Annotated in this window: 19 protein-coding genes; 6 read left to right on the plus strand and 13 right to left on the minus strand. The window is 64.6% G+C overall.

Features of this window, described 5'->3' with window-relative positions; genetic code table 11:
* Positions 1-19: 19 nt before the first annotated feature.
* Complete coding sequence (locus tag NZL82_RS03650; protein WP_261268414.1) at positions 20-2842, minus strand: TonB-dependent receptor; 2823 nt, start codon at positions 2840-2842, stop codon at positions 20-22.
* Between the two features lie 345 nt (positions 2843-3187).
* Here NZL82_RS03650 and NZL82_RS03655 point away from each other — a divergent pair, with 345 nt between their 5' ends.
* Positions 3188-4615, plus strand: a complete 1428-nt coding sequence (locus tag NZL82_RS03655) for a glycoside hydrolase (protein WP_261268415.1) — start codon at positions 3188-3190, stop codon at positions 4613-4615.
* Between the two features lie 118 nt (positions 4616-4733).
* Here the strand turns inward: NZL82_RS03655 and NZL82_RS03660 are convergent, their stop codons facing one another.
* From NZL82_RS03660 to NZL82_RS03710, 11 genes are all read right to left on the minus strand, one after another.
* Positions 4734-5222, minus strand: a complete 489-nt coding sequence (locus tag NZL82_RS03660) for an MmcB family DNA repair protein (protein ID WP_261268416.1) — start codon at positions 5220-5222, stop codon at positions 4734-4736.
* Between the two features lie 61 nt (positions 5223-5283).
* Positions 5284-5901, minus strand: a complete 618-nt coding sequence (locus NZL82_RS03665; RefSeq protein ID WP_314732866.1) for a cell wall hydrolase — start codon at positions 5899-5901, stop codon at positions 5284-5286.
* Positions 5902-6093: 192 nt separating this feature from the next.
* Positions 6094-6420 carry a DUF1491 family protein gene (locus NZL82_RS03670; protein ID WP_261268418.1) on the minus strand — a complete coding sequence of 109 codons (327 nt, stop codon included), beginning with the start codon at positions 6418-6420 and terminating at the stop codon, positions 6094-6096.
* A gap of 5 nt (positions 6421-6425) precedes the next feature.
* Entirely contained in the window at positions 6426-6884 is a 459-nt protein-coding gene (locus tag NZL82_RS03675; protein WP_261268419.1) for a PaaI family thioesterase, read from the minus strand.
* Positions 6868-7338: a PTS sugar transporter subunit IIA gene (locus NZL82_RS03680; protein ID WP_261268420.1), complete on the minus strand. Its 471-nt coding sequence runs from the start codon at positions 7336-7338 to the stop codon at positions 6868-6870. Before NZL82_RS03680 ends, NZL82_RS03675 begins: the two co-directional genes overlap by 17 nt.
* Before the next feature lie 64 nt (positions 7339-7402).
* On the minus strand, positions 7403-7993 hold the full coding sequence (gene hpf / locus NZL82_RS03685) for a ribosome hibernation-promoting factor, HPF/YfiA family (RefSeq protein WP_261268421.1): 591 nt from the start codon (positions 7991-7993) through the stop codon (positions 7403-7405).
* 53 nt (positions 7994-8046) lie between these two features.
* Positions 8047-8742 carry a DNA polymerase III subunit epsilon gene (dnaQ, locus tag NZL82_RS03690; RefSeq protein WP_261268422.1) on the minus strand — a complete coding sequence of 232 codons (696 nt, stop codon included), beginning with the start codon at positions 8740-8742 and terminating at the stop codon, positions 8047-8049.
* Between the two features lie 7 nt (positions 8743-8749).
* A complete protein-coding gene (gene coaE, locus NZL82_RS03695) occupies positions 8750-9343 on the minus strand; it encodes a dephospho-CoA kinase (RefSeq protein ID WP_261268423.1) in 594 nt (197 codons plus the stop codon).
* The gene (gene aroE / locus NZL82_RS03700; RefSeq protein WP_261268424.1) at positions 9340-10152 is read right to left on the minus strand and encodes a shikimate dehydrogenase; all 813 of its coding nucleotides are present in this window, start codon (positions 10150-10152) and stop codon (positions 9340-9342) included. Before aroE ends, coaE begins: the two co-directional genes overlap by 4 nt.
* Complete coding sequence (locus NZL82_RS03705; protein ID WP_261268425.1) at positions 10152-10739, minus strand: nucleoside triphosphate pyrophosphatase; 588 nt, start codon at positions 10737-10739, stop codon at positions 10152-10154. The genes aroE and NZL82_RS03705 overlap by 1 nt, the downstream gene beginning before the upstream one ends.
* Positions 10736-11554, minus strand: coding sequence for a pyruvate, water dikinase regulatory protein (locus NZL82_RS03710; RefSeq protein WP_261268426.1), 819 nt, complete (start codon positions 11552-11554; stop codon positions 10736-10738). The genes NZL82_RS03705 and NZL82_RS03710 overlap by 4 nt, the downstream gene beginning before the upstream one ends.
* 318 nt (positions 11555-11872) lie before the next feature.
* Here NZL82_RS03710 and hemE point away from each other — a divergent pair, with 318 nt between their 5' ends.
* The 3 genes from hemE (at position 11873) to rho (ending at position 14790) form a co-directional block, all read left to right on the plus strand.
* Complete coding sequence (hemE, locus tag NZL82_RS03715) at positions 11873-12895, plus strand: uroporphyrinogen decarboxylase (protein ID WP_261268652.1); 1023 nt, start codon at positions 11873-11875, stop codon at positions 12893-12895.
* The gene (locus tag NZL82_RS03720) at positions 12892-13353 is read left to right on the plus strand and encodes a CopD family protein (protein WP_261268427.1); all 462 of its coding nucleotides are present in this window, start codon (positions 12892-12894) and stop codon (positions 13351-13353) included. The genes hemE and NZL82_RS03720 overlap by 4 nt, the downstream gene beginning before the upstream one ends.
* A 180-nt stretch (positions 13354-13533) precedes the next feature.
* On the plus strand, positions 13534-14790 hold the full coding sequence (rho, locus tag NZL82_RS03725; RefSeq protein ID WP_007405231.1) for a transcription termination factor Rho: 1257 nt from the start codon (positions 13534-13536) through the stop codon (positions 14788-14790).
* A gap of 332 nt (positions 14791-15122) precedes the next feature.
* Here the strand turns inward: rho and NZL82_RS03730 are convergent, their stop codons facing one another.
* Positions 15123-15623 (minus strand): outer membrane protein assembly factor BamE, encoded by a 501-nt coding sequence (locus NZL82_RS03730; protein WP_405051340.1) that lies wholly within the window; start codon positions 15621-15623, stop codon positions 15123-15125.
* Positions 15624-15763: 140 nt separating this feature from the next.
* On the opposite strand from NZL82_RS03730, the gene NZL82_RS03735 reads away from it, so the two are divergent.
* Both NZL82_RS03735 and NZL82_RS03740 read left to right on the plus strand, forming a co-directional pair.
* Entirely contained in the window at positions 15764-16297 is a 534-nt protein-coding gene (locus NZL82_RS03735; RefSeq protein WP_261268429.1) for a ubiquinol-cytochrome C chaperone family protein, read from the plus strand.
* Entirely contained in the window at positions 16294-16821 is a 528-nt protein-coding gene (locus tag NZL82_RS03740) for a DUF177 domain-containing protein (protein ID WP_261268430.1), read from the plus strand. Before NZL82_RS03735 ends, NZL82_RS03740 begins: the two co-directional genes overlap by 4 nt.
* Positions 16822-16834 lie beyond the last annotated feature (13 nt).

Here is a 16834-nt window from a genome sequence, read left to right on the forward strand (position 1 = left end):
CCATGCCGAGTTTGGGGCCTTAATACAGGACGCGGATCGACGCACCGAAGCGCCGGTCGTTGAGCTGATATTGCAGCGGCGCGGCGGGCGTCCCGATATACAGCACGTTCATCCGGTTGTTCAGGTTCACCGCGTCGATCGACACCGCCAGATTCTTGGTCAGGTTGAGGTTCAGCGACGCATCGAGCGAGGCATAGGGCCTGGCATATTGCGCCTCGCCATTCGCCCCGCTGCCCGTGGTGGCATCGAGATAGCTCGACCGCCAGTTCCACGCGACACGCGCGGTCACCGGACCCTTCTCGTACAGGCCAATCAGATTATAGCTGTGCTTGGACAGCTTTTCGAGCGGCAACGACGCGGGAGCATTGGCATTGTTTCCCGCGAACGGATTGGCGACGTTGGAGTCGACATAGGTGTAATTCGCCTGGATACCCAGTCCGCTCAGCAGACCCGGCAGGAAGTCGAAGAACTGCTGATAACCGATCTCCGCCCCCTTCACCGTGCCGCTGCCCGAATTGACCACCGTGTTCACGTCATAGGCACGACCGCCATAGATGCCGACGATCCGGCCGCTTGCGAGGAAGCCGTTGACCTTCTTGTAGAACAGGCCGCCGGTCAGCGAGCCCGCGGGCGCGAAATACCATTCTGCGGTCAGGTCCAGATTGTCCGAGTCGATCGGGCTGAGCCGCGGATTGCCCGAGCTGGCGCTGGGCCGTCCGGTCGCGGGATTGACTTGGTTCGGATTGTTCAGCGTGATGTTGGTCGACAGCTGGTCGAAGTTGGGACGCGCCAGCCCCTTGGAATAGGCGAAGCGCATCTGGAACTCGTCGGTCAGGCGGGCGCGGAGATTCACGCTGGGCAGGACGCGGTTATAGCGGTTCTTCAACGCCAGCGGCGCATTGGTGCCGTCGGAATTGAACTGGGTGCCGTTCGAAGTCAGGTCGGTACGGATGATCCGGGCGCCCGCACTACCGTCGAAGCGGATGCCGCCCGCCTCGAACTCGTAATCGGCCATGCCCCAGGCCGTATAGGTCTTTTCCGTCTGGTTGTTCAGGTCGCCGGGGGTGAAGCTGTCCTTGGTCTTGGCGCCGAACAGCGCATAGAGCGCCTTGGTCTGTGCCCAGACGCCGTCACCCTGCGGGAAGGCCGGGTAGAGGATACCGCCCTTCACCGTGTTGCCGTCGAACCAGTTGGACGAGGGTCCGCGCATCGACAATTGCGGGAAGCGCGACAGCGGGATCAGGGCGGTGCCGCTGGGGGCGTCCGCACCCGGCGCATAACCCTGGTACAGGCCGACACCGTTCCACGTGCCGCGCAGATCGATCGTATTGCCCGCATAGCGCGCACCGCCGCGCAGCTTTTGCAGGACGCCGCCCTCGAATTCATATTCGATGTCATAGGCCAGCGCGAGCGTTTCGGCATCGTTGCGCTGGAGCGAGTCGGCGATGAAGGGCAGCGTATAATTGGCCGGATTGTTGAGCACCGAGGGATTGGTCACGTCCCAACGCGGATATTTGCCGCGCAGGTCGAACACCACGGTCGAGGGGTGCGGCGCCGTCAGCGCATTCTGACCCGACGCGCTGTAGAGCGACAGGACATGGCCGTTGCGATCGGCATTATAATAGGATTTCAGAAACTGGACGTCGAAATTGACCTTGGCCCGATCGGTCGCCTGCCAGCCGACATTGAAGGTATAGTTCTGGCTGGCGCTCCACAATTGCTGGTCGAAACGGCCCGTCTCGAAGGTCTGGGGCGATAGCGCCCCGCTGGTCGCATATCCTTCGTTGTTGAAGGTGAAGTTCGCCCCCGGCGCCGCGCTGGTGCCATAGGAGGTGACCTGCCCCGCCGAATTATATTGGTTGGAGCGGTTGTTGTAATCGTAATAATAGGCGCCGGTGCGGTTGAACCAATATTTGGTCCCCTGATACTGTGCCGTCACCAACACATCGTCATTGGCCTGCCATTGCAGCGCGGCGGCGATGCCGAAGCGACGGCGGTCGCCGGTATCGTCATAGATTTCGAAGCCATAGGGAATCTTGGCATTGGCGGGAGCATTGGCGATGGTGCCCGGCTGCGCTTCGGCGAAGGGACCCGCGAGCAGGCCGTCCTGACGATACTGGCTCTTGGAATAGACCGCGTTGACCAGGATTCCGATCTCACCGATCGCGCTGTCGTAACGGTTGCTGTACAGGCCGGAGATCGATCCGCCGAACTTGTCGACGCGGTCGTAATAATTGGCGCGCGCGGTCAGCGAGATGACCTGGCCCGCCGCGTCGAACGGCTTGCGGGTGCGCAGATTGACCGCACCGCCGATGCCGCCCTCGATGATATTGGCGGGTGCGTTCTTGTAGACATCGATACCGGCGAGCAGTTCGGGCGGAACCCCTTCCAGATCGAAGGCGCGGCCGCCCGAGGCCGAATAGACCGCGCGCCCGTCGAGGAAGTTCTGCACCTGGGTCAGGCCGCGCACGGTCACGGCGGGCTGGGTGCGGTGATCGAAGTCGGTCGCGCCTTCACCGTAGCGGCGCTGGATCTGGACGCCGGTGATACGCTGCAGCGCTTCGGTGGTGTTGGCGTCGGGCAGCTTGCCGATGTCCTGCGCCTGGACCGAATCGACGATCTGGTCGGCATTGCGCTTGATCGCCTGCGCCGAACGAAGGCTCTCGCGAACGCCGGTGACGACGATATCCTGATCGCTGACATCGGATCGGGTCGCGGCCTGGTCAGCGGTCAGCGCCTGAGCGGATTGGACCGTGGCCTGAACCTGTGCCTGGGCCGCGCCCGGCGTAAGTGCGACCGCCGCCATGGACGTGCCGCACAGCAAAACACTGACGATCTTCATCGTGCATCCCCCCTTTTGAAACCGCATCTTCGTTCGAGATGCGTCGATTATTTGTCTGATTTATAAGAATATGCCGTTTCGGCCGCAATAGGAAATATGGACCCTATCATCATTTTGAGCGCAATTTTTGGCCTTTTTCGTCTTAGATACTGAAATTGTTTACGGTTTACGGGCATTGACGAATCCATATAGCCCGTTTTTATAGCCTGACCTATTATCAGGAGTGGGTCGATGAAGCGGCAGGGGCGGCGGGTTGCACAGACAAATCGGGCCGTGCGAGGCGGACGGGTGGGCTGGGGCGCGACCCTCGCCCTCGCCCTCGCCCAAAGTCTTGCGGCTCCGGCCATGGCGCAACATGGCACCACGGCCCCTCCCGCTTCCCATGCCGACCCCGCCGTACCGATCACGCTGCGTCCCGCGATCGACCGGCCGTCGACGGTGTTCGAGGGCTGGGGCACCGCGCTGGCGTGGTTCGCGCATGTCACCGGCGGTTGGCCGGAGGCGGAACGGACGCGGCTGGTCGATCTCTTCTATGGCCCACAAGGGCTAGGCTGGACGATCGCGCGCTACAATATCGGCGGTGGCAATGCGGCGGACACCGCGCCCTATATGAAGGTCGGGCGCGCGGTCCCCGGCTTCTGGCGGCAACCGGCCGGGGCGACCGGCAAGGACTGGTGGCATGCCGACGATCCCGCCATGTGGGACTGGAGTCAGGACGCCAATCAGCGTTGGTGGCTGGACGCGATCACGGCACGGGTGAAGCAACCGATCTTCGAGGCCTTTTCCAACTCGCCCCCCTGGTTCATGACGGTCAGCGGGCGCGTGTCGGGCGCCGAAAAGGGCACTGACGACAATCTGCGCCCCGGTCAGGAAACCGCCTTCGCCTCCTATCTCGTCCAAGTCACCGACGAGCTGCAACGGCGGCACCGCATTCGTTTCCGGACCCTGTCACCGGTCAACGAACCCAATACCGACTATTGGTTCGCCACCAACACGCAGGAAGGCGCGCATTGGTCGCCCGCGCGGCAGGCGCAGATGATCGACGCCACCGCCGCCGCGCTGAAGACGCGCAATCTTTCCACCGTCATCGCGGCGCCCGATGAAACCTCATCCAACCTGTTCGTCGAGGACTGGGCCGCCTATCCCGCCGCCACCCGTGCCCGGATCGGGCAGCTCAACGTCCACAGCTATGGCACCGTCCACCAGACGGCGGTGCGCGACATCGCCCGCGCCTCTGGCATCAAGCTGTGGATGAGCGAGAACGACACGCCGCTGTCGCGCGATCCGGAGGATTTCACCGGTATGGCGACCCCCCTCGCCTTTGCCGAGCATGTCGTCGGCGATCTCAAGCGGCTGGAGCCCGCCGCCTGGGTCTTCTGGCAGGCGGTGGAGGATCTGAGCACGCGCAAGGGCGAGAAGGGCTCCAACTGGGGCATCGTCAAGGCGGATCTGATGGGCGCACCCGATCAGCCCCATGCGATCCACGTTACCGGCAAATATTGGGCGATGGCGCAGTTCAGCCGCCATATTCGTCCCGGTGACCGGCTGATCCCGGTGGACGATCAGGATACGGTGGGCGCACTGTCCCCCGACGGACGGCGGCTGGTGCTGGTACACGTCAATCCGGGGCTGTCGCCGCGTCCGCTGACCGTCGCGGTGCCGGGTGAGTGGCGGCGGCAGATCTTCCTGACCGATGCGACTCACAAGGCGGAAGCGGTTCCGGGCGAGGTCGCGCCGCCGCGGTCGATCGTGACCTTGGTCTTGACGCGGTAGGGTTGAGTGGCACGTGGCCTACGGCTGCGCTCAGGCTGAACGGGTCATGGAGATTTGTGGGGCGTGATACCAAGCTACGCTCCGGCTGAGCGAAGCCGAAGGCCACGCGAAACCGCCCTCACATCCCCGCGTCAGGATCGGTCAGCCCGATCATCCGCCGCCCTGCCCGCCTTGCGAAGTTCAGCGTCGTCTTCTTGCGGATATGTGCGGGCAGCGGAACACTATGCGCCTCCCGCACGATCGCGGCGTCGTAACGGTCGGCGACGATGATCCCCGTCCGCTCGGGCAGAAAGGCCGGACTTTCCAGCGGCGACCAGTCGAAGCCGGCGGGCACCGCCCAGTAAAAACGGTCGCAATGCGCCAGATAATCGGGCCATTTGCCGTCACCCAGCATATCCGCCCGCGACACCTTGATCTCGACCACGACGATCCCGCCCCGAGCATCCAGCGCCATCAGATCGGCACGACGGCCGCCCTCCAGCGGGACTTCGGGAATGGTGATGAGATCGTGGCGGAGCAGCATCCGGGTCACCCCACGCGCGACATCGGCGGCGCAGAGCGGAGACAGCGGATCGTCGACGCACGAAGCGGGCGGCATGTCCAACATACCACCCGCTTAGAACATTTGGCGAACAAAAGCAAAGCCCCGCATCGGCGGGGCTGGAGGATCAGCGATAGAAGATATGGTTGCCGATCGCCGCGACCTTCTGCACGCGCACGCCCGGGCGGTTGCCAGGGGTGTTGAAATACAGGGCCTTGCCCGCGGTGCTGTCCCAAGCCTGGGCCAGTGCGACCTTCGCCACCGCGACGGCGGTGCGATAGGCGCTGCGCGACGGGCTGACCGACGGGATCTCACCGTGGCGCACGAAGCTGAATTGCCCGCGCTGCTTGATGACATCGCACACCCCGGTGGGGAAGCGGCCCGACTTGGTGCGGTTCAGGATGACCTGCGCCACGGCGAGTTGTCCGCTGAGCGGTTCACCCTGCGATTCGAAATAAATGGCACCGGCGAGACAGCGGAGCTCTTCGCTCGACGCCATGTCGTCTTGGGCCGCAACGGCCTCGGCCAGCGACTCGAAATCGTCGTCGCCGTCTTCATCCGTTTCAGAAACTTCGGAAAAATTGGGGAGCGGGGACATGGTGGCCCGGGCGCTCGTGGGAACCAGCGGCAGGTCGGCCGCGTTGATCCCGGAAACAGCCATTGCAGTGGCTGGTGCAACACCGCCGGCGACATTGGCCAAGCTGGGCGTGCTGGTGGCGAGGAGGCCCGCCAGGGAAAGAGCCATGGCCGCAGACGCCGCGACTCGTTTGAATACCGTCATTCACTCGAACAGACATGCGGTTGGATCACGGACCCGAGCATTGCCCAAAGGCGCTCGTCCGGGCTTCCCCCCGACTGCGTAACCCACCGGATCGCACCCGATAAGCACAACGCGATATTAAGATGAGGGCGCTCGTGGCCGATCCGGCCTCGTTCGTCAATCGTTCAGGATCGTTTCAGCGGTGAACCGTTCCGCCGCAGCGCCATCCAGTTCCAAGACCCAGAGGTCCGGATCGCGCGACCGGCGGCGTTGCCAATAGCCCGCGACGTCGTCTTTCGGGGTGGTATCGATCAGCGTGATGCGGCCATCGGGACCGATTCCGCGCTCCAGCACGCGCTCGGTCCGGTCGGGGCCGATGGCGATCACCAATATGCCGCCCGCCTGCGCATCGCCTCGCGCCAGCACCATGCCCATGCCGCCGCTATCGTTCATCCGCCGCAGCAGCGCGGTGACCAGCATTCCGCTGGGCAGGCGGCCGTCCATCGCGCTCAGGCCGTCCGATAGCCGGGTAGCCCCGCCAACGCGATCTGCGAGCGCATGAAGGTCCCGGTGCCCCGCGCCACCTCTTCTCCACTGGCGTCGATCAGCCGCGCATCGGCGACGAAGACGCGCCGCCGCCCGCTGACCCAGCGTCCCTCGGCCATCACCTCCCCGGCCTTGACCGGACGCGTCAGCAGCAGGTTGAACTGGGTCGTCAGCAGGAAACGATCGGTGACCAGGCTGTTGCAGGCATAGAAGGCCGCATCGTCGAGCATCTTGAAATAGCTGGTGCCATGTGCGGCCCCGGCGGCGTGGTAATGCCGCTCGTCCACCTTGAAGCGGATACGCGCGATTCCCGGCTCGGGAATTTCGAGACGGGAGTCGAACAGGCGATTGATCGGAGCCTCGGCATAAAGAGCCTCCAGCGCCCGGAAATGCGCCGCCTCGCCCTCAGGCCGCGGCGTCACGCGCCTCGTCCTGGGTCAGCAAGGCCCAGATCGCATCGGGAGACCCCGCGCCACGCAGCTTGGCGACGAAACCCTTGTCGCGAAGACGGCGCGACACCCGGGCCAGCGCCTTGAGATGCGCCGATCCCGCATCGGCGGGGGAAAACATCGCGAAGACCAGGTCGACCGGCATATCGTCGACCGCCTGAAAATCCACCGGCTGGGCCAGCCGGGCGAACACGCCGACGATCTGGTCCAGTCCCGCCACCTTCCCGTGTGGAATCGCCACGCCCCCGCCAAAGCCGGTCGAGCCCAGCTTTTCGCGTTCGGTCAGAACATCGGCCAACAGCTTGGCATCCTGTCCCGCAGGTTCGGCGGCCGCAGCCGCCAGAGTCTGGAACAAGAGTTTCTTGTTGGCGGCGGATACACCCGCCAGCACCGTTTCATGGCGCAACAGATCGCTGAAATCGTTCATGGTCTTTCCGGTGCGCCCCCGCGCGGCCCGCCTATTAGCGGCCCGCGCGGAAGAACGATAGGGGTTATCCCGCCGACGAGGCTCTTTGCGGTTCCACCCAGCCGATGGTTCCGTCGCCCCGGCGATAGACCATATTATACGAACCGGTGCCCGAATTCTTAAACAACAGCGCCGCAGTATTGCGCAAATCGAGCATCATGACCGCGTCCGACACGCTGGCATCGGGAATATCGACCCGCGTTTCGGCGATGATCAGGGGCGCATCGCCCGCTTCGTCCTCATCGACCTGTTCGGCGAACAGGGTATAGCCCGCATCATAGGCCCCGGCTTCGGCCAGTTCGATCGCCTGCCCGGCATTGCGATCCTTCAGGCGGCGGGAATAGCGGCGAAGCTGTTTCTCAATCTTGGTCGCCGCGCCGTCGAACGAAAGATGCGCGTCCTGCGCGTCGTGACGACCTTTCAGCACCAGGCCGCGAGTGACATGCATCACGATATCGCATTTGAAGCCGATGTCGTGCGGGCCCTTGCCGAACGTCACCTCGGACGACATGGCACGGGCGAAATATTTCTCGGCGATACCCTGAAGCCGGTCCGTCACATGGGTCCGCAGCGCGTCGCCCGTTTCGACCTGATGACCAGAAATCCGGATATCCATCGTCTTCTCCTTATGCACGTGGTGGGACGGTCCTTTTGGCCTGTCCCGTGGCGTCAACCGGACGCCTCGGCCCCCCAAATCGGATCTTTGATCCCCTTTAGAAACGCAGCATGGGCGGCAAGTTCCGCGTCATTGGGGCGGAAGATGCGGGGCGGACGGACTTTTGCCGGCGCGCGGGCGACGATGGTCGGGCCGGAATCGATCGCCGTCTCCGCCAGGAGACCGAGACCGATCTGGCGCCCGCCCATCAGCTCGACATAGACCTGCGACAGCAGTTGCGCGTCGAGCAGCGCCCCGTGCAGCACGCGGTGCGACCGGTCGATGCCATAGCGCGAGCAGAGCGCGTCCAGCGTATGCTTGGCGCCGGGGTGCTTTTGTCGCGCGATGACGAGCGTGTCGACCATGCGGGTCTTCTCGCACACCGGCGCAAAGCCCAGCGCACCCAGTTCGCCGTTGATGAAGCCGAAGTCGAAGGTCGCGTTGTGCGCGATCAGCGGCGCGTCGCCGATAAAGTCCAGAAACTCGGCCACGCCCGCGGCAAAGACCGGTTTGTCCTTCAGGAACGCGTCGGACAATCCGTGGATCGCCTGCGCCTCTGGCGGCATGGACCGTTCGGGGTTGAAATAGGCGTGATAGGTGCGGCCGGTCTCGACCCGGTTGACCAGTTCGACACAGCCGATTTCGACCAGCCGGTCGCCTTCCGAAAATTTGAACCCTGTCGTTTCGGTGTCGAAAACGATCTCTCTCATGAGCCGACTATCGGCCTTCATCGCCCCTCATGCAAGCGATCAGCCGCTGCACCGCCGCCTTCGTTTCGGCCAGCGGAATGTCGGTCGCGATGACGTGATCGGCGCGCGCACGCTTTTCCGCATCGGGCATTTGACGCCCCAGAATCGCGGCGAACTTGGCTTTGGTCATACCGGGTCTTGCCAACACCCTTGCCTCCTGCACGGCCCGTTCTGCCGATACAACCAACGTCTTATCCACAGCCTTATCACCACCGGTTTCGAACAGCAGCGGCACGTCCACCACCACCAGGGGCGAGGCGGCATGGCGCGCCAAAAAGGCCGCCCTCTCCGTCTGAACTGCCGGATGGACGATCGCCTCCAACCGTCGCATCGCGGAATCATCACCCAGCACGGCACGACCGAGCGCGGCGCGATTCACACCCCCCGAATCGGTCGTACCGGGAAAAGCCGTCTCGATCGCCGCGACCAGCCGCCCATCCGGTCCTTGCAGTTCATGGACACAGGCATCGGCATCGAACACCGGCACCCCCTCGTCACGAAACATCTGCGCGACGGTGGATTTGCCCATCCCGATCGAACCGGTGAGGCCAAGGACGATCATGCCAGCAGGCGACGGCGCAATTCGTCGTCCCGGTCGCGCGGCGGCTCCGCCCCGAAGAACAACCGGAACGCCACCGCCGCCTGGCCGATCAGCATCTCCAGCCCGTCGATCCCGACCAGACCCCTACCCCGCGCCGCCGCCAGCAGCCCGGTTTCGAGCGGCGCATAAACGATGTCATAGACCACCGCCTCTGCGGGCAAGGCCGACAGGTCGAGGGCGAGCGGCGGCTGGCCCGTCATCCCCAGGCTGGTCGCATTGACCAGCAGCGCCGATGGCGGAACCGCTTCCCCGATCGGCAGCGCCTGCCCCTCGAGCCCAAAGGACGACAGCAAATCCGCTCCCTTCGCGACATCACGGTTGAACAGGGTCACCGGGCCGACCGCCATATCCGACAACGCGAACAGGACGGCGCGGGCCGCCCCCCCTGCCCCGATCACCGTCACCGGCTTGGCCGCGAGATCGAGTCCGGCCAGCGGCGCCGCGAATCCGGACGCGTCGGTGTTGGTGCCGGTCAGCGCACCATCCTCCGCCCGGATGACCGTGTTGATCGCGCCGATCGATGTGCGAACATCCTCGCGATCCTCGACATGCGCCAGCGCCGCGACCTTGTGCGGCACGGTGATGTTGCAGCCGCGCCAGTCGGGATCTGCGGCCCTCGTCGCGAAATAGCCGGGCAGTGCGTCGGGCGTGACGTGGGTGGCGCGATACTCCGCGTCGATCCCCAGCGCCTCCAGCCAGAAGCTGTGGATAAGCGGCGATTTGGTGTGGCCGATCGGATCGCCGATCACCTCCGCATAGGGCCTGGCCATCAGGCGGGCATCCATCCGCGCTCGCGCAAATAGCCCAGTATGGGAAGCAGCGGCATGCCCAGAATGGTGAAATGGCTCCCCTCGATCCGCGAGAAGAGCTGGACGCCCGGTCCCTCGATCCGGAAACAGCCGACACAACCCGATATGGCGGGCCATTCCTGATCCAGATAGCGGTTGATAAAGGCCGGGGAGAGGGGACGAACATGGAGCCTGGCGCGCTCGACCTGCCGCCAGACGGGGCGGCCATGCTCGGCGATGACGGCGGCACTCCACAATTCGTGGCTGCCGCCGCTCATCCGCGCGAGATGCTCGGCCGCTTCCTCGCGGCTCTCGGGCTTGTCGAGCAGCGTGCCGTCGGCCAGCGCGACGATCGAATCCGACCCCAGCACCGGGACCGGCCCGGCGTTCGCCGACACCTTCACCGCCTTCATCTCGGCCAGCGCGTCGGACAGGTCGCGGGGGGACGAACCCGCCATCGCCGCCTTGACCGCCGCTTCGTCGACGCGGGCGGGCAGGGCTTCATAGGCGACCCCGGCGGCGTCGAGCATCGCCCGGCGCGAGGCGCTTTGCGAGGCGAGGATGATCATGCGTCGGTCTTTCTTTGATTTACGAGGGAGATGATCGCCGCCGCCGTTTCCTCGATCGAACGGCGGGTCACGTCGATCACCGGCCAGTCATTATCGGCGAACATCCGGCGGGCGAAGGTGAGTTCGCGGTTCACCGCCTCCTGCGCGACATAGTCGGTGTCGGGCGCCTGGTTGAGCGAGAGCAGCCGGTTGCGCCGGATCGCGATCAACCGATCCGCGCTCGTGGTCAGCCCGACGACCAGCGGATTTCTAAGCGTGAACAGCGACGGGGGCGGGGGGCTTTCGACCACGATCGGGATGTTGGCGGTCTTGAAGCCGCGATTGGCGAGATAGATGGAGGTCGGCGTCTTGGACGAGCGGCTGACCCCGGCCAACACGATATCGGCTTCCTCCCATTCCTCCCAGGCGATGCCGTCGTCATGCGCGATGGTGAACTGGATCGCATCGACCCGCGCGAAATAGGCGGCGTCCAGGACATGCTGGCGGCCGGGCCGCATCTTGGCCTGAACACCCAACAGCCCCGACAATGCGGCGTTGACCGGGTCGAGCGGCGCGACGGTGGGCAGGCCCAGCGCATGACACCGGCTTTCCAGGATGCGGCGGGTCGCCGGGTTGACCAGCGTGTAGATGACCAGCCCCGGATTCTGCGCGATCTCCTGAAGGATACGCTCCAGATGGCTTTCGGTGCGGACCATCGGCCAGAAGTGCCGGACGGTTTCCACATCGTCATATTGCGCCAGCGCCGCCTTGGCGATGTTCTCCAGCGTTTCGCCCGTGGAATCGGACAAAAGGTGGAGGTGGAGCCGCGTCGTCATGACCGGCCTAATGACTCTGTGGATAACATGGGAAGAATCGGTAGCGTAACTTCGCCGACCGGCCAAGCGGCGGACCGGCGGTGGATAACGACCGATTCGTCCACAATGAATCTCACAGGCCCGATTCTTTTCCACAGCCTGTGAGTTACGGGGGTCATGAATCCGAATCCCGTTGAATCGGCGATTCCCCATGAGTCAACGTGTTGGCATATCGGGGAGAGCCGCATAATCCCGACAACCAACGTGCCAACCACTTCAACAATCCATTCTTAGAATCTTCTTATTTAGAAGAAGGGGGGTCTCCTGACCGACGTTGCGATTCAAAAACCCCTGCTCGCCGTGCTTTCCGGTGAGCGGCAGGCAACGCCACCGATGTGGCTCATGCGACAGGCCGGGCGCTATCTGCCGGAGTATCGCGCATTGCGGGCAGAGAAGGGGGGCTTCCTGGCTTTGGCCACCGATCCGGCGGCGGCGGCCGAGGTGACGGTGCAGCCGATCAGGCGGTTCGGGTTCGATGGCGCGATCCTGTTCTCCGACATCCTGATGGTCCCATGGGCGCTGGGCCAGGATCTGAGCTTCGGGGTGGGCGAGGGGCCGCGTCTGGCGCCTGCGCTGGTCGATCATGCGCTGAATGCCCTGGAGCGCGTCCCTGAGCGGCTCGACCCGGTCTATGCCACCGTGGCAGGGGTGAAGGCGCAATTGCCGTCCCAGACCAGCTTCCTGGGCTTTGCGGGCTCTCCCTGGACGGTCGCGACCTATATGGTGGCGGGGCAGGGGTCCAAGGACCAGGGCGAGACGCGGCGCTTCGCCTATGCCGATCCGGCCGGGTTCGGGGCGATCATCCAGGCCATCGTGGACATGACGGTCGACTATCTGGCGGGGCAGGTCGCCAACGGGGTCGAGGCGGTGCAGCTGTTCGACAGTTGGGCGGGCTCCTTGTCCCCGGCGCAGTTCGAGCGCTGGGTGATCGCGCCCAATGCCGCGATCGTCGACGGCTTCCGCAAACGCTGCCCCGGCGTGCCGGTGATCGGCTTCCCCAAGGGCGCCGGTGGCAAGCTGCCCGCCTATGCCCGCGAGACGGGGGTGGACGCGGTCGGGCTGGACGAGACGGTCGATCCGGTCTGGGCAGATACCTATATGCCCAAGGGCTTGCCGGTGCAGGGCAATCTCGACCCGCTGGCGCTGATCGCCGGGGGCGAGGCACTGGACGGAGCGGTCGATCGCATCCTCGCCGCCTTTGGCGACCGGCCGCATATCTTCAATCTGGGGCATGGCATATTGCCCGACACGCCGATCGCGCATGTCGAGCGGCTGATCGCCCGTGTGAGGAACGACCTATGATCGGACTATTGGGGGCCGCCTATGAATGGGTGAAGGCGGCGCATATCATCTTCGTCATCTTCTGGATGGCGGGGCTGTTCATGATGCCGCGCTATCTGGTCTATCATCAGGAGGCTCTGGTCGCGGGTGACGCGACGGACGCCGCGCGCTGGGTCGAGCGCGAGGGCAAGCTGCGTTCGATCATCCTGACGCCTGCGATGATCGCGGTCTGGGTGCTGGGGCTGCTGCTGGCGGTATCGCTGGGGCTGTTCTCGGGCGTGCCCGGACTGGGCTGGCTCCATGCCAAGCTGTTCTTCGTGCTGCTGCTCAGCGGCTATCATGGCTGGATGGTCGGCTATGCGAAGAAGCTGGCGTGCGGGGAGACGAAGCTGACCGGCAAGCAATTGCGCATGATCAACGAAGTGCCCGCGCTGGCGGCGACGATCATCGTCGTGCTGGTGGTCATCAAGCCGTTCTGAACAGGAGCCGGAGACGCGAGCGAAGCGCCCGCGTCTCCATTCCCCATTGACTTGGGGGTCTTCGAATCCTAACTCGGCACCTGTACGGCGCGGTCCTCGCGTCGGGTACGCTTCCTTATCGACAGCCTCGTTTCGCCGCGATCATCGCCGACCGACGCCCTCCGACCATCCGGACCGATCATGCATCTGAAAGACCTCAAGAAGAAAACCCCCGCCGACCTTGTGCAACTGGCCGAGGAATTGGGGGTCGAGAGCGCGTCGACGCTGCGCAAGCAGGACCTGCTGTTCGCCATCCTCAAGGAGCAGGCGGAGCAGGGCGACCAGATCATGGGTCTCGGCACGATCGAGGTGCTGCCCGACGGTTTCGGCTTCCTGCGCTCGCCGGAAGCGAATTATCTCGCCGGGCCCGACGACATCTATGTCTCGCCCAACCAGGTCCGTAAGCACGGCCTGCGCACCGGCGACACGGTGGAAGGCGAAATCCGCGCGCCCAAGGACGGCGAGCGCTATTTCGCGCTGACCAAGCTGACCAGCGTCAATTTCGATGACCCGGAAGCGGTCCGCCACCGCGTCAATTTCGACAATCTGACCCCGCTCTACCCCGAGCAGAAGCTGATCCTGGACCCCGCCGACCCAACCCAGAAGGACAAGTCGGCGCGTGTCATCGACATCGTCAGCCCCCAGGGCAAGGGCCAGCGCACGCTGATCGTCGCGCCTCCGCGCGTGGGTAAGACGGTGATGCTGCAGAACATCGCCAAGGCGATCACCGACAACCACCCCGAAGTCTTCCTGATCGTCTTGCTGATCGACGAACGCCCGGAAGAAGTCACCGACATGCAGCGCTCGGTGCGCGGCGAGGTCGTTTCCTCGACCTTCGACGAACCGGCGCAGCGCCACGTCCAGGTCGCCGAGATGGTGATCGAAAAGGCCAAGCGTTTGGTCGAGCACAAGAAGGATGTGGTCATTTTGCTCGACTCGATCACCCGCCTCGGCCGCGCCTACAACACCGTGGTCCCGTCGTCGGGCAAGGTGCTGACCGGCGGTGTCGATGCGAACGCGCTCCAGCGGCCCAAGCGCTTCTTCGGCGCGGCGCGCAACATCGAGGAGGGCGGCTCGCTCTCGATCATCGCCACCGCGCTGATCGACACGGGCAGCCGCATGGACGAGGTCATCTTCGAAGAGTTCAAGGGCACCGGCAACTCGGAAATCGTCCTCGACCGCAAGGTGGCCGACAAGCGCATCTTCCCGGCGATGGACGTGGGCAAGTCGGGCACCCGCAAGGAAGAGCTTTTGGTCGAGAAGGACAAGCTGTCCAAGATGTGGGTGCTTCGCCGCATCCTCATGCAGATGGGCACGATCGACTCGATGGAGTTCCTGCTCGACAAGATGAAGAACTCGAAGACCAACGAGGATTTCTTCGACTCGATGAACCAGTAAGAGCGGGGCGGGGGCACCAACCCCGCCGACGCTACGGTTTGATGGGTTCGCCGGCGGGAAATAGGCCCGCTTGCGAACCCATTTTCGTTTTGGGGCGTTAGCAGGCCCGATCCCACCCCCTTTCGGGATCGTGCCGGTCCAAGCACGGCACGGCCGCGTCGTTGCTTACCACGCGACGCGGCCAAACGGGGGAGCGCCCCAGTCCCACCGTTTCTCCCCCTCCGTTCAGCCTGAGCGGGGTCGAAGGCCAAGGGTGTCCGTTGGCGAAACGCGGACCATGCGCTTCGACGTCGCTCAGCGGGAATGGAGGGAAGTGAGAGGCGCTTCAGCCCTTATGGCCGGGTGCGCCCGCCGCCCATGCCACCGCCCTGGCCAGCACCCGCGCCCGGTGCACCCACCGCGCCGATATTGCCGAACAGATCCTGGAAGAAGCCGCGCTCGCGACCCAGGGTCGGCGTGGTCTTGCCATAGGGCGAGATGTCCGCGACCTGATCCAGCCCGGCGCGACGGATCGTCGTCACATTGCCCGCCTTGTCGAAGCTGATCTGCAGCGTGATCTGCGACGAGGGATGGGGCAGGGTATAGCCCAGATTGCGGCTGTCGCGCGCGACATAATACCAGTCGGTCCCGCCGAACTGGCTGCTGATCGTCGGAGTGCCCAGCGTCTGGAGCACCGACTGGCGGTTGTCGACGCCCGGCTGGATCGAGTTGACGAGATCGACATCGACCACATAACCCTGATGCGACCGCAGCGGCGTACAGGCGGACGCGGCCAGGGCCATCGCCAGGCCGAGCCCGAGGGCGGCGCGGGTGGAAGAAACGCTCATCATCATCTCCGGGCCGGATCATCGGCCGCACAGGCAGGTATACAGGCGACCGATCCGCTCGACCGTCGCCCCCTCGATATGCGAAGGGAAAGGCGCATACAAGCAATTCGCGCGCGGCTGATCGTGCGGCAAGGAGGGAGGGGCGCATGGTTCTGGGAACGCTCAAGCGGGGAATCGCGCGCTATTTCGGACGCGACGGCGATCAAGCCCTGCCGCTGTACAATGCGGTGGTGCTGCGGGCACGCGAACCACATTGGTATCTGGCCGGTGCGGTGCCCGACACGGTCGATGGCCGGTTCGACATGATCGCGGCCGTCCTGTCGATGGTGCTGATCCGTCTGGAGGCCATGCCCGAAGGCGCAGGCCCGGCGGCGCGGTTGACCGAGCGCTTCGTCACCGACATGGACGGACAGCTTCGCGAACTGGGCATCGGCGACATCGTGGTCGGCAAGCATATCGGCCGGATGATGGCGATGCTTGGCGGCCGCCTGACCGCCTATCGCGCGGGGCTGGCGGGGGAGGGGGAGGCGTTCGACGCCGCCCTGCTCCGCAATCTGTACCGCGGAGAGGTCCCCGCCGATCCGAACGCCATCGCCCATGTTCGCGAGGCGCTTCGTACCCTACATAGCGGGTTGGCGGACGTATCGCTCGCCCGACTGCTGCTTGGAGAATTACCGTGACCCCCGAATGGAGCCGCCCCGAAAAGATCGATACGATCGGCGAGCGGGAAAAGCCGATCGCGATCGAGGCCAATGACGATGAACGCCGTGCGCTGGCCGGACGGTTCGGGCTGCTGGCGATCGACGCACTGAACGCCGAACTGGTGGTGCGACCCGACGCGATGGGCATCCTCGTCACCGGCACGGTGCGGGGTTCGGTGGTTCAGCCCTGCTCGGTCACGGGCGATCCCGTTCCCGCGACGGTCGACGAGCCGGTAGCGCTTCGCTTCGTAGAGCCAACCGCCCATGGGGCGGAGGAGGAAATCGAACTGTCCGAAGACTCGCTCGACACGATCGAGATCGAAGGCGGCACGATCGACCTGGGCGAGGCAGCGGCGGAAACCATGGCACTGTCGCTGGACCCGTTCCCGCGCAGCCCCAATGCCGCGACGGCGCTCAAGGAAGCAGGGGTCATCAGCGAGGACGAGGCCGGACCCTTCGGCGCGTTGGCCGGGCTGAAGGCAAAGCTCGAGGGCAAGTCCTGATTCAATTGAAGCT

It is taken from the genome of Sphingomonas sp. LC-1 (assembly GCF_025371035.1).
Lineage (GTDB): Bacteria > Pseudomonadota > Alphaproteobacteria > Sphingomonadales > Sphingomonadaceae > Sphingomonas > Sphingomonas sanguinis_E.

Coding starts and splice junctions, on each gene's coding strand:
- NZL82_RS03710 (WP_261268426.1), bottom strand. CDS start 11,554: ATGACGACGCGGCTCCACCTCCACCTTTTGTCCGATTCCACGGGCGAA.
- NZL82_RS03660 (WP_261268416.1), bottom strand. CDS start 5,222: ATGTTGGACATGCCGCCCGCTTCGTGCGTCGACGATCCGCTGTCTCCG.
- NZL82_RS03720 (WP_261268427.1), top strand. CDS start 12,892: ATGATCGGACTATTGGGGGCCGCCTATGAATGGGTGAAGGCGGCGCAT.
- NZL82_RS03680 (WP_261268420.1), bottom strand. CDS start 7,338: ATGAACGATTTCAGCGATCTGTTGCGCCATGAAACGGTGCTGGCGGGT.
- hpf (WP_261268421.1), bottom strand. CDS start 7,993: ATGGATATCCGGATTTCTGGTCATCAGGTCGAAACGGGCGACGCGCTG.
- rho (WP_007405231.1), top strand. CDS start 13,534: ATGCATCTGAAAGACCTCAAGAAGAAAACCCCCGCCGACCTTGTGCAA.
- coaE (WP_261268423.1), bottom strand. CDS start 9,343: ATGATCGTCCTTGGCCTCACCGGTTCGATCGGGATGGGCAAATCCACC.
- NZL82_RS03655 (WP_261268415.1), top strand. CDS start 3,188: ATGGCGCAACATGGCACCACGGCCCCTCCCGCTTCCCATGCCGACCCC.
- NZL82_RS03670 (WP_261268418.1), bottom strand. CDS start 6,420: ATGGACGGCCGCCTGCCCAGCGGAATGCTGGTCACCGCGCTGCTGCGG.
- NZL82_RS03730 (WP_405051340.1), bottom strand. CDS start 15,623: ATGATGATGAGCGTTTCTTCCACCCGCGCCGCCCTCGGGCTCGGCCTG.
- NZL82_RS03735 (WP_261268429.1), top strand. CDS start 15,764: ATGGTTCTGGGAACGCTCAAGCGGGGAATCGCGCGCTATTTCGGACGC.
- NZL82_RS03650 (WP_261268414.1), bottom strand. CDS start 2,842: ATGAAGATCGTCAGTGTTTTGCTGTGCGGCACGTCCATGGCGGCGGTC.
- dnaQ (WP_261268422.1), bottom strand. CDS start 8,742: ATGAGAGAGATCGTTTTCGACACCGAAACGACAGGGTTCAAATTTTCG.
- NZL82_RS03705 (WP_261268425.1), bottom strand. CDS start 10,739: ATGATCATCCTCGCCTCGCAAAGCGCCTCGCGCCGGGCGATGCTCGAC.
- NZL82_RS03665 (WP_314732866.1), bottom strand. CDS start 5,901: ATGGCTCTTTCCCTGGCGGGCCTCCTCGCCACCAGCACGCCCAGCTTG.
- aroE (WP_261268424.1), bottom strand. CDS start 10,152: ATGGCCAGGCCCTATGCGGAGGTGATCGGCGATCCGATCGGCCACACC.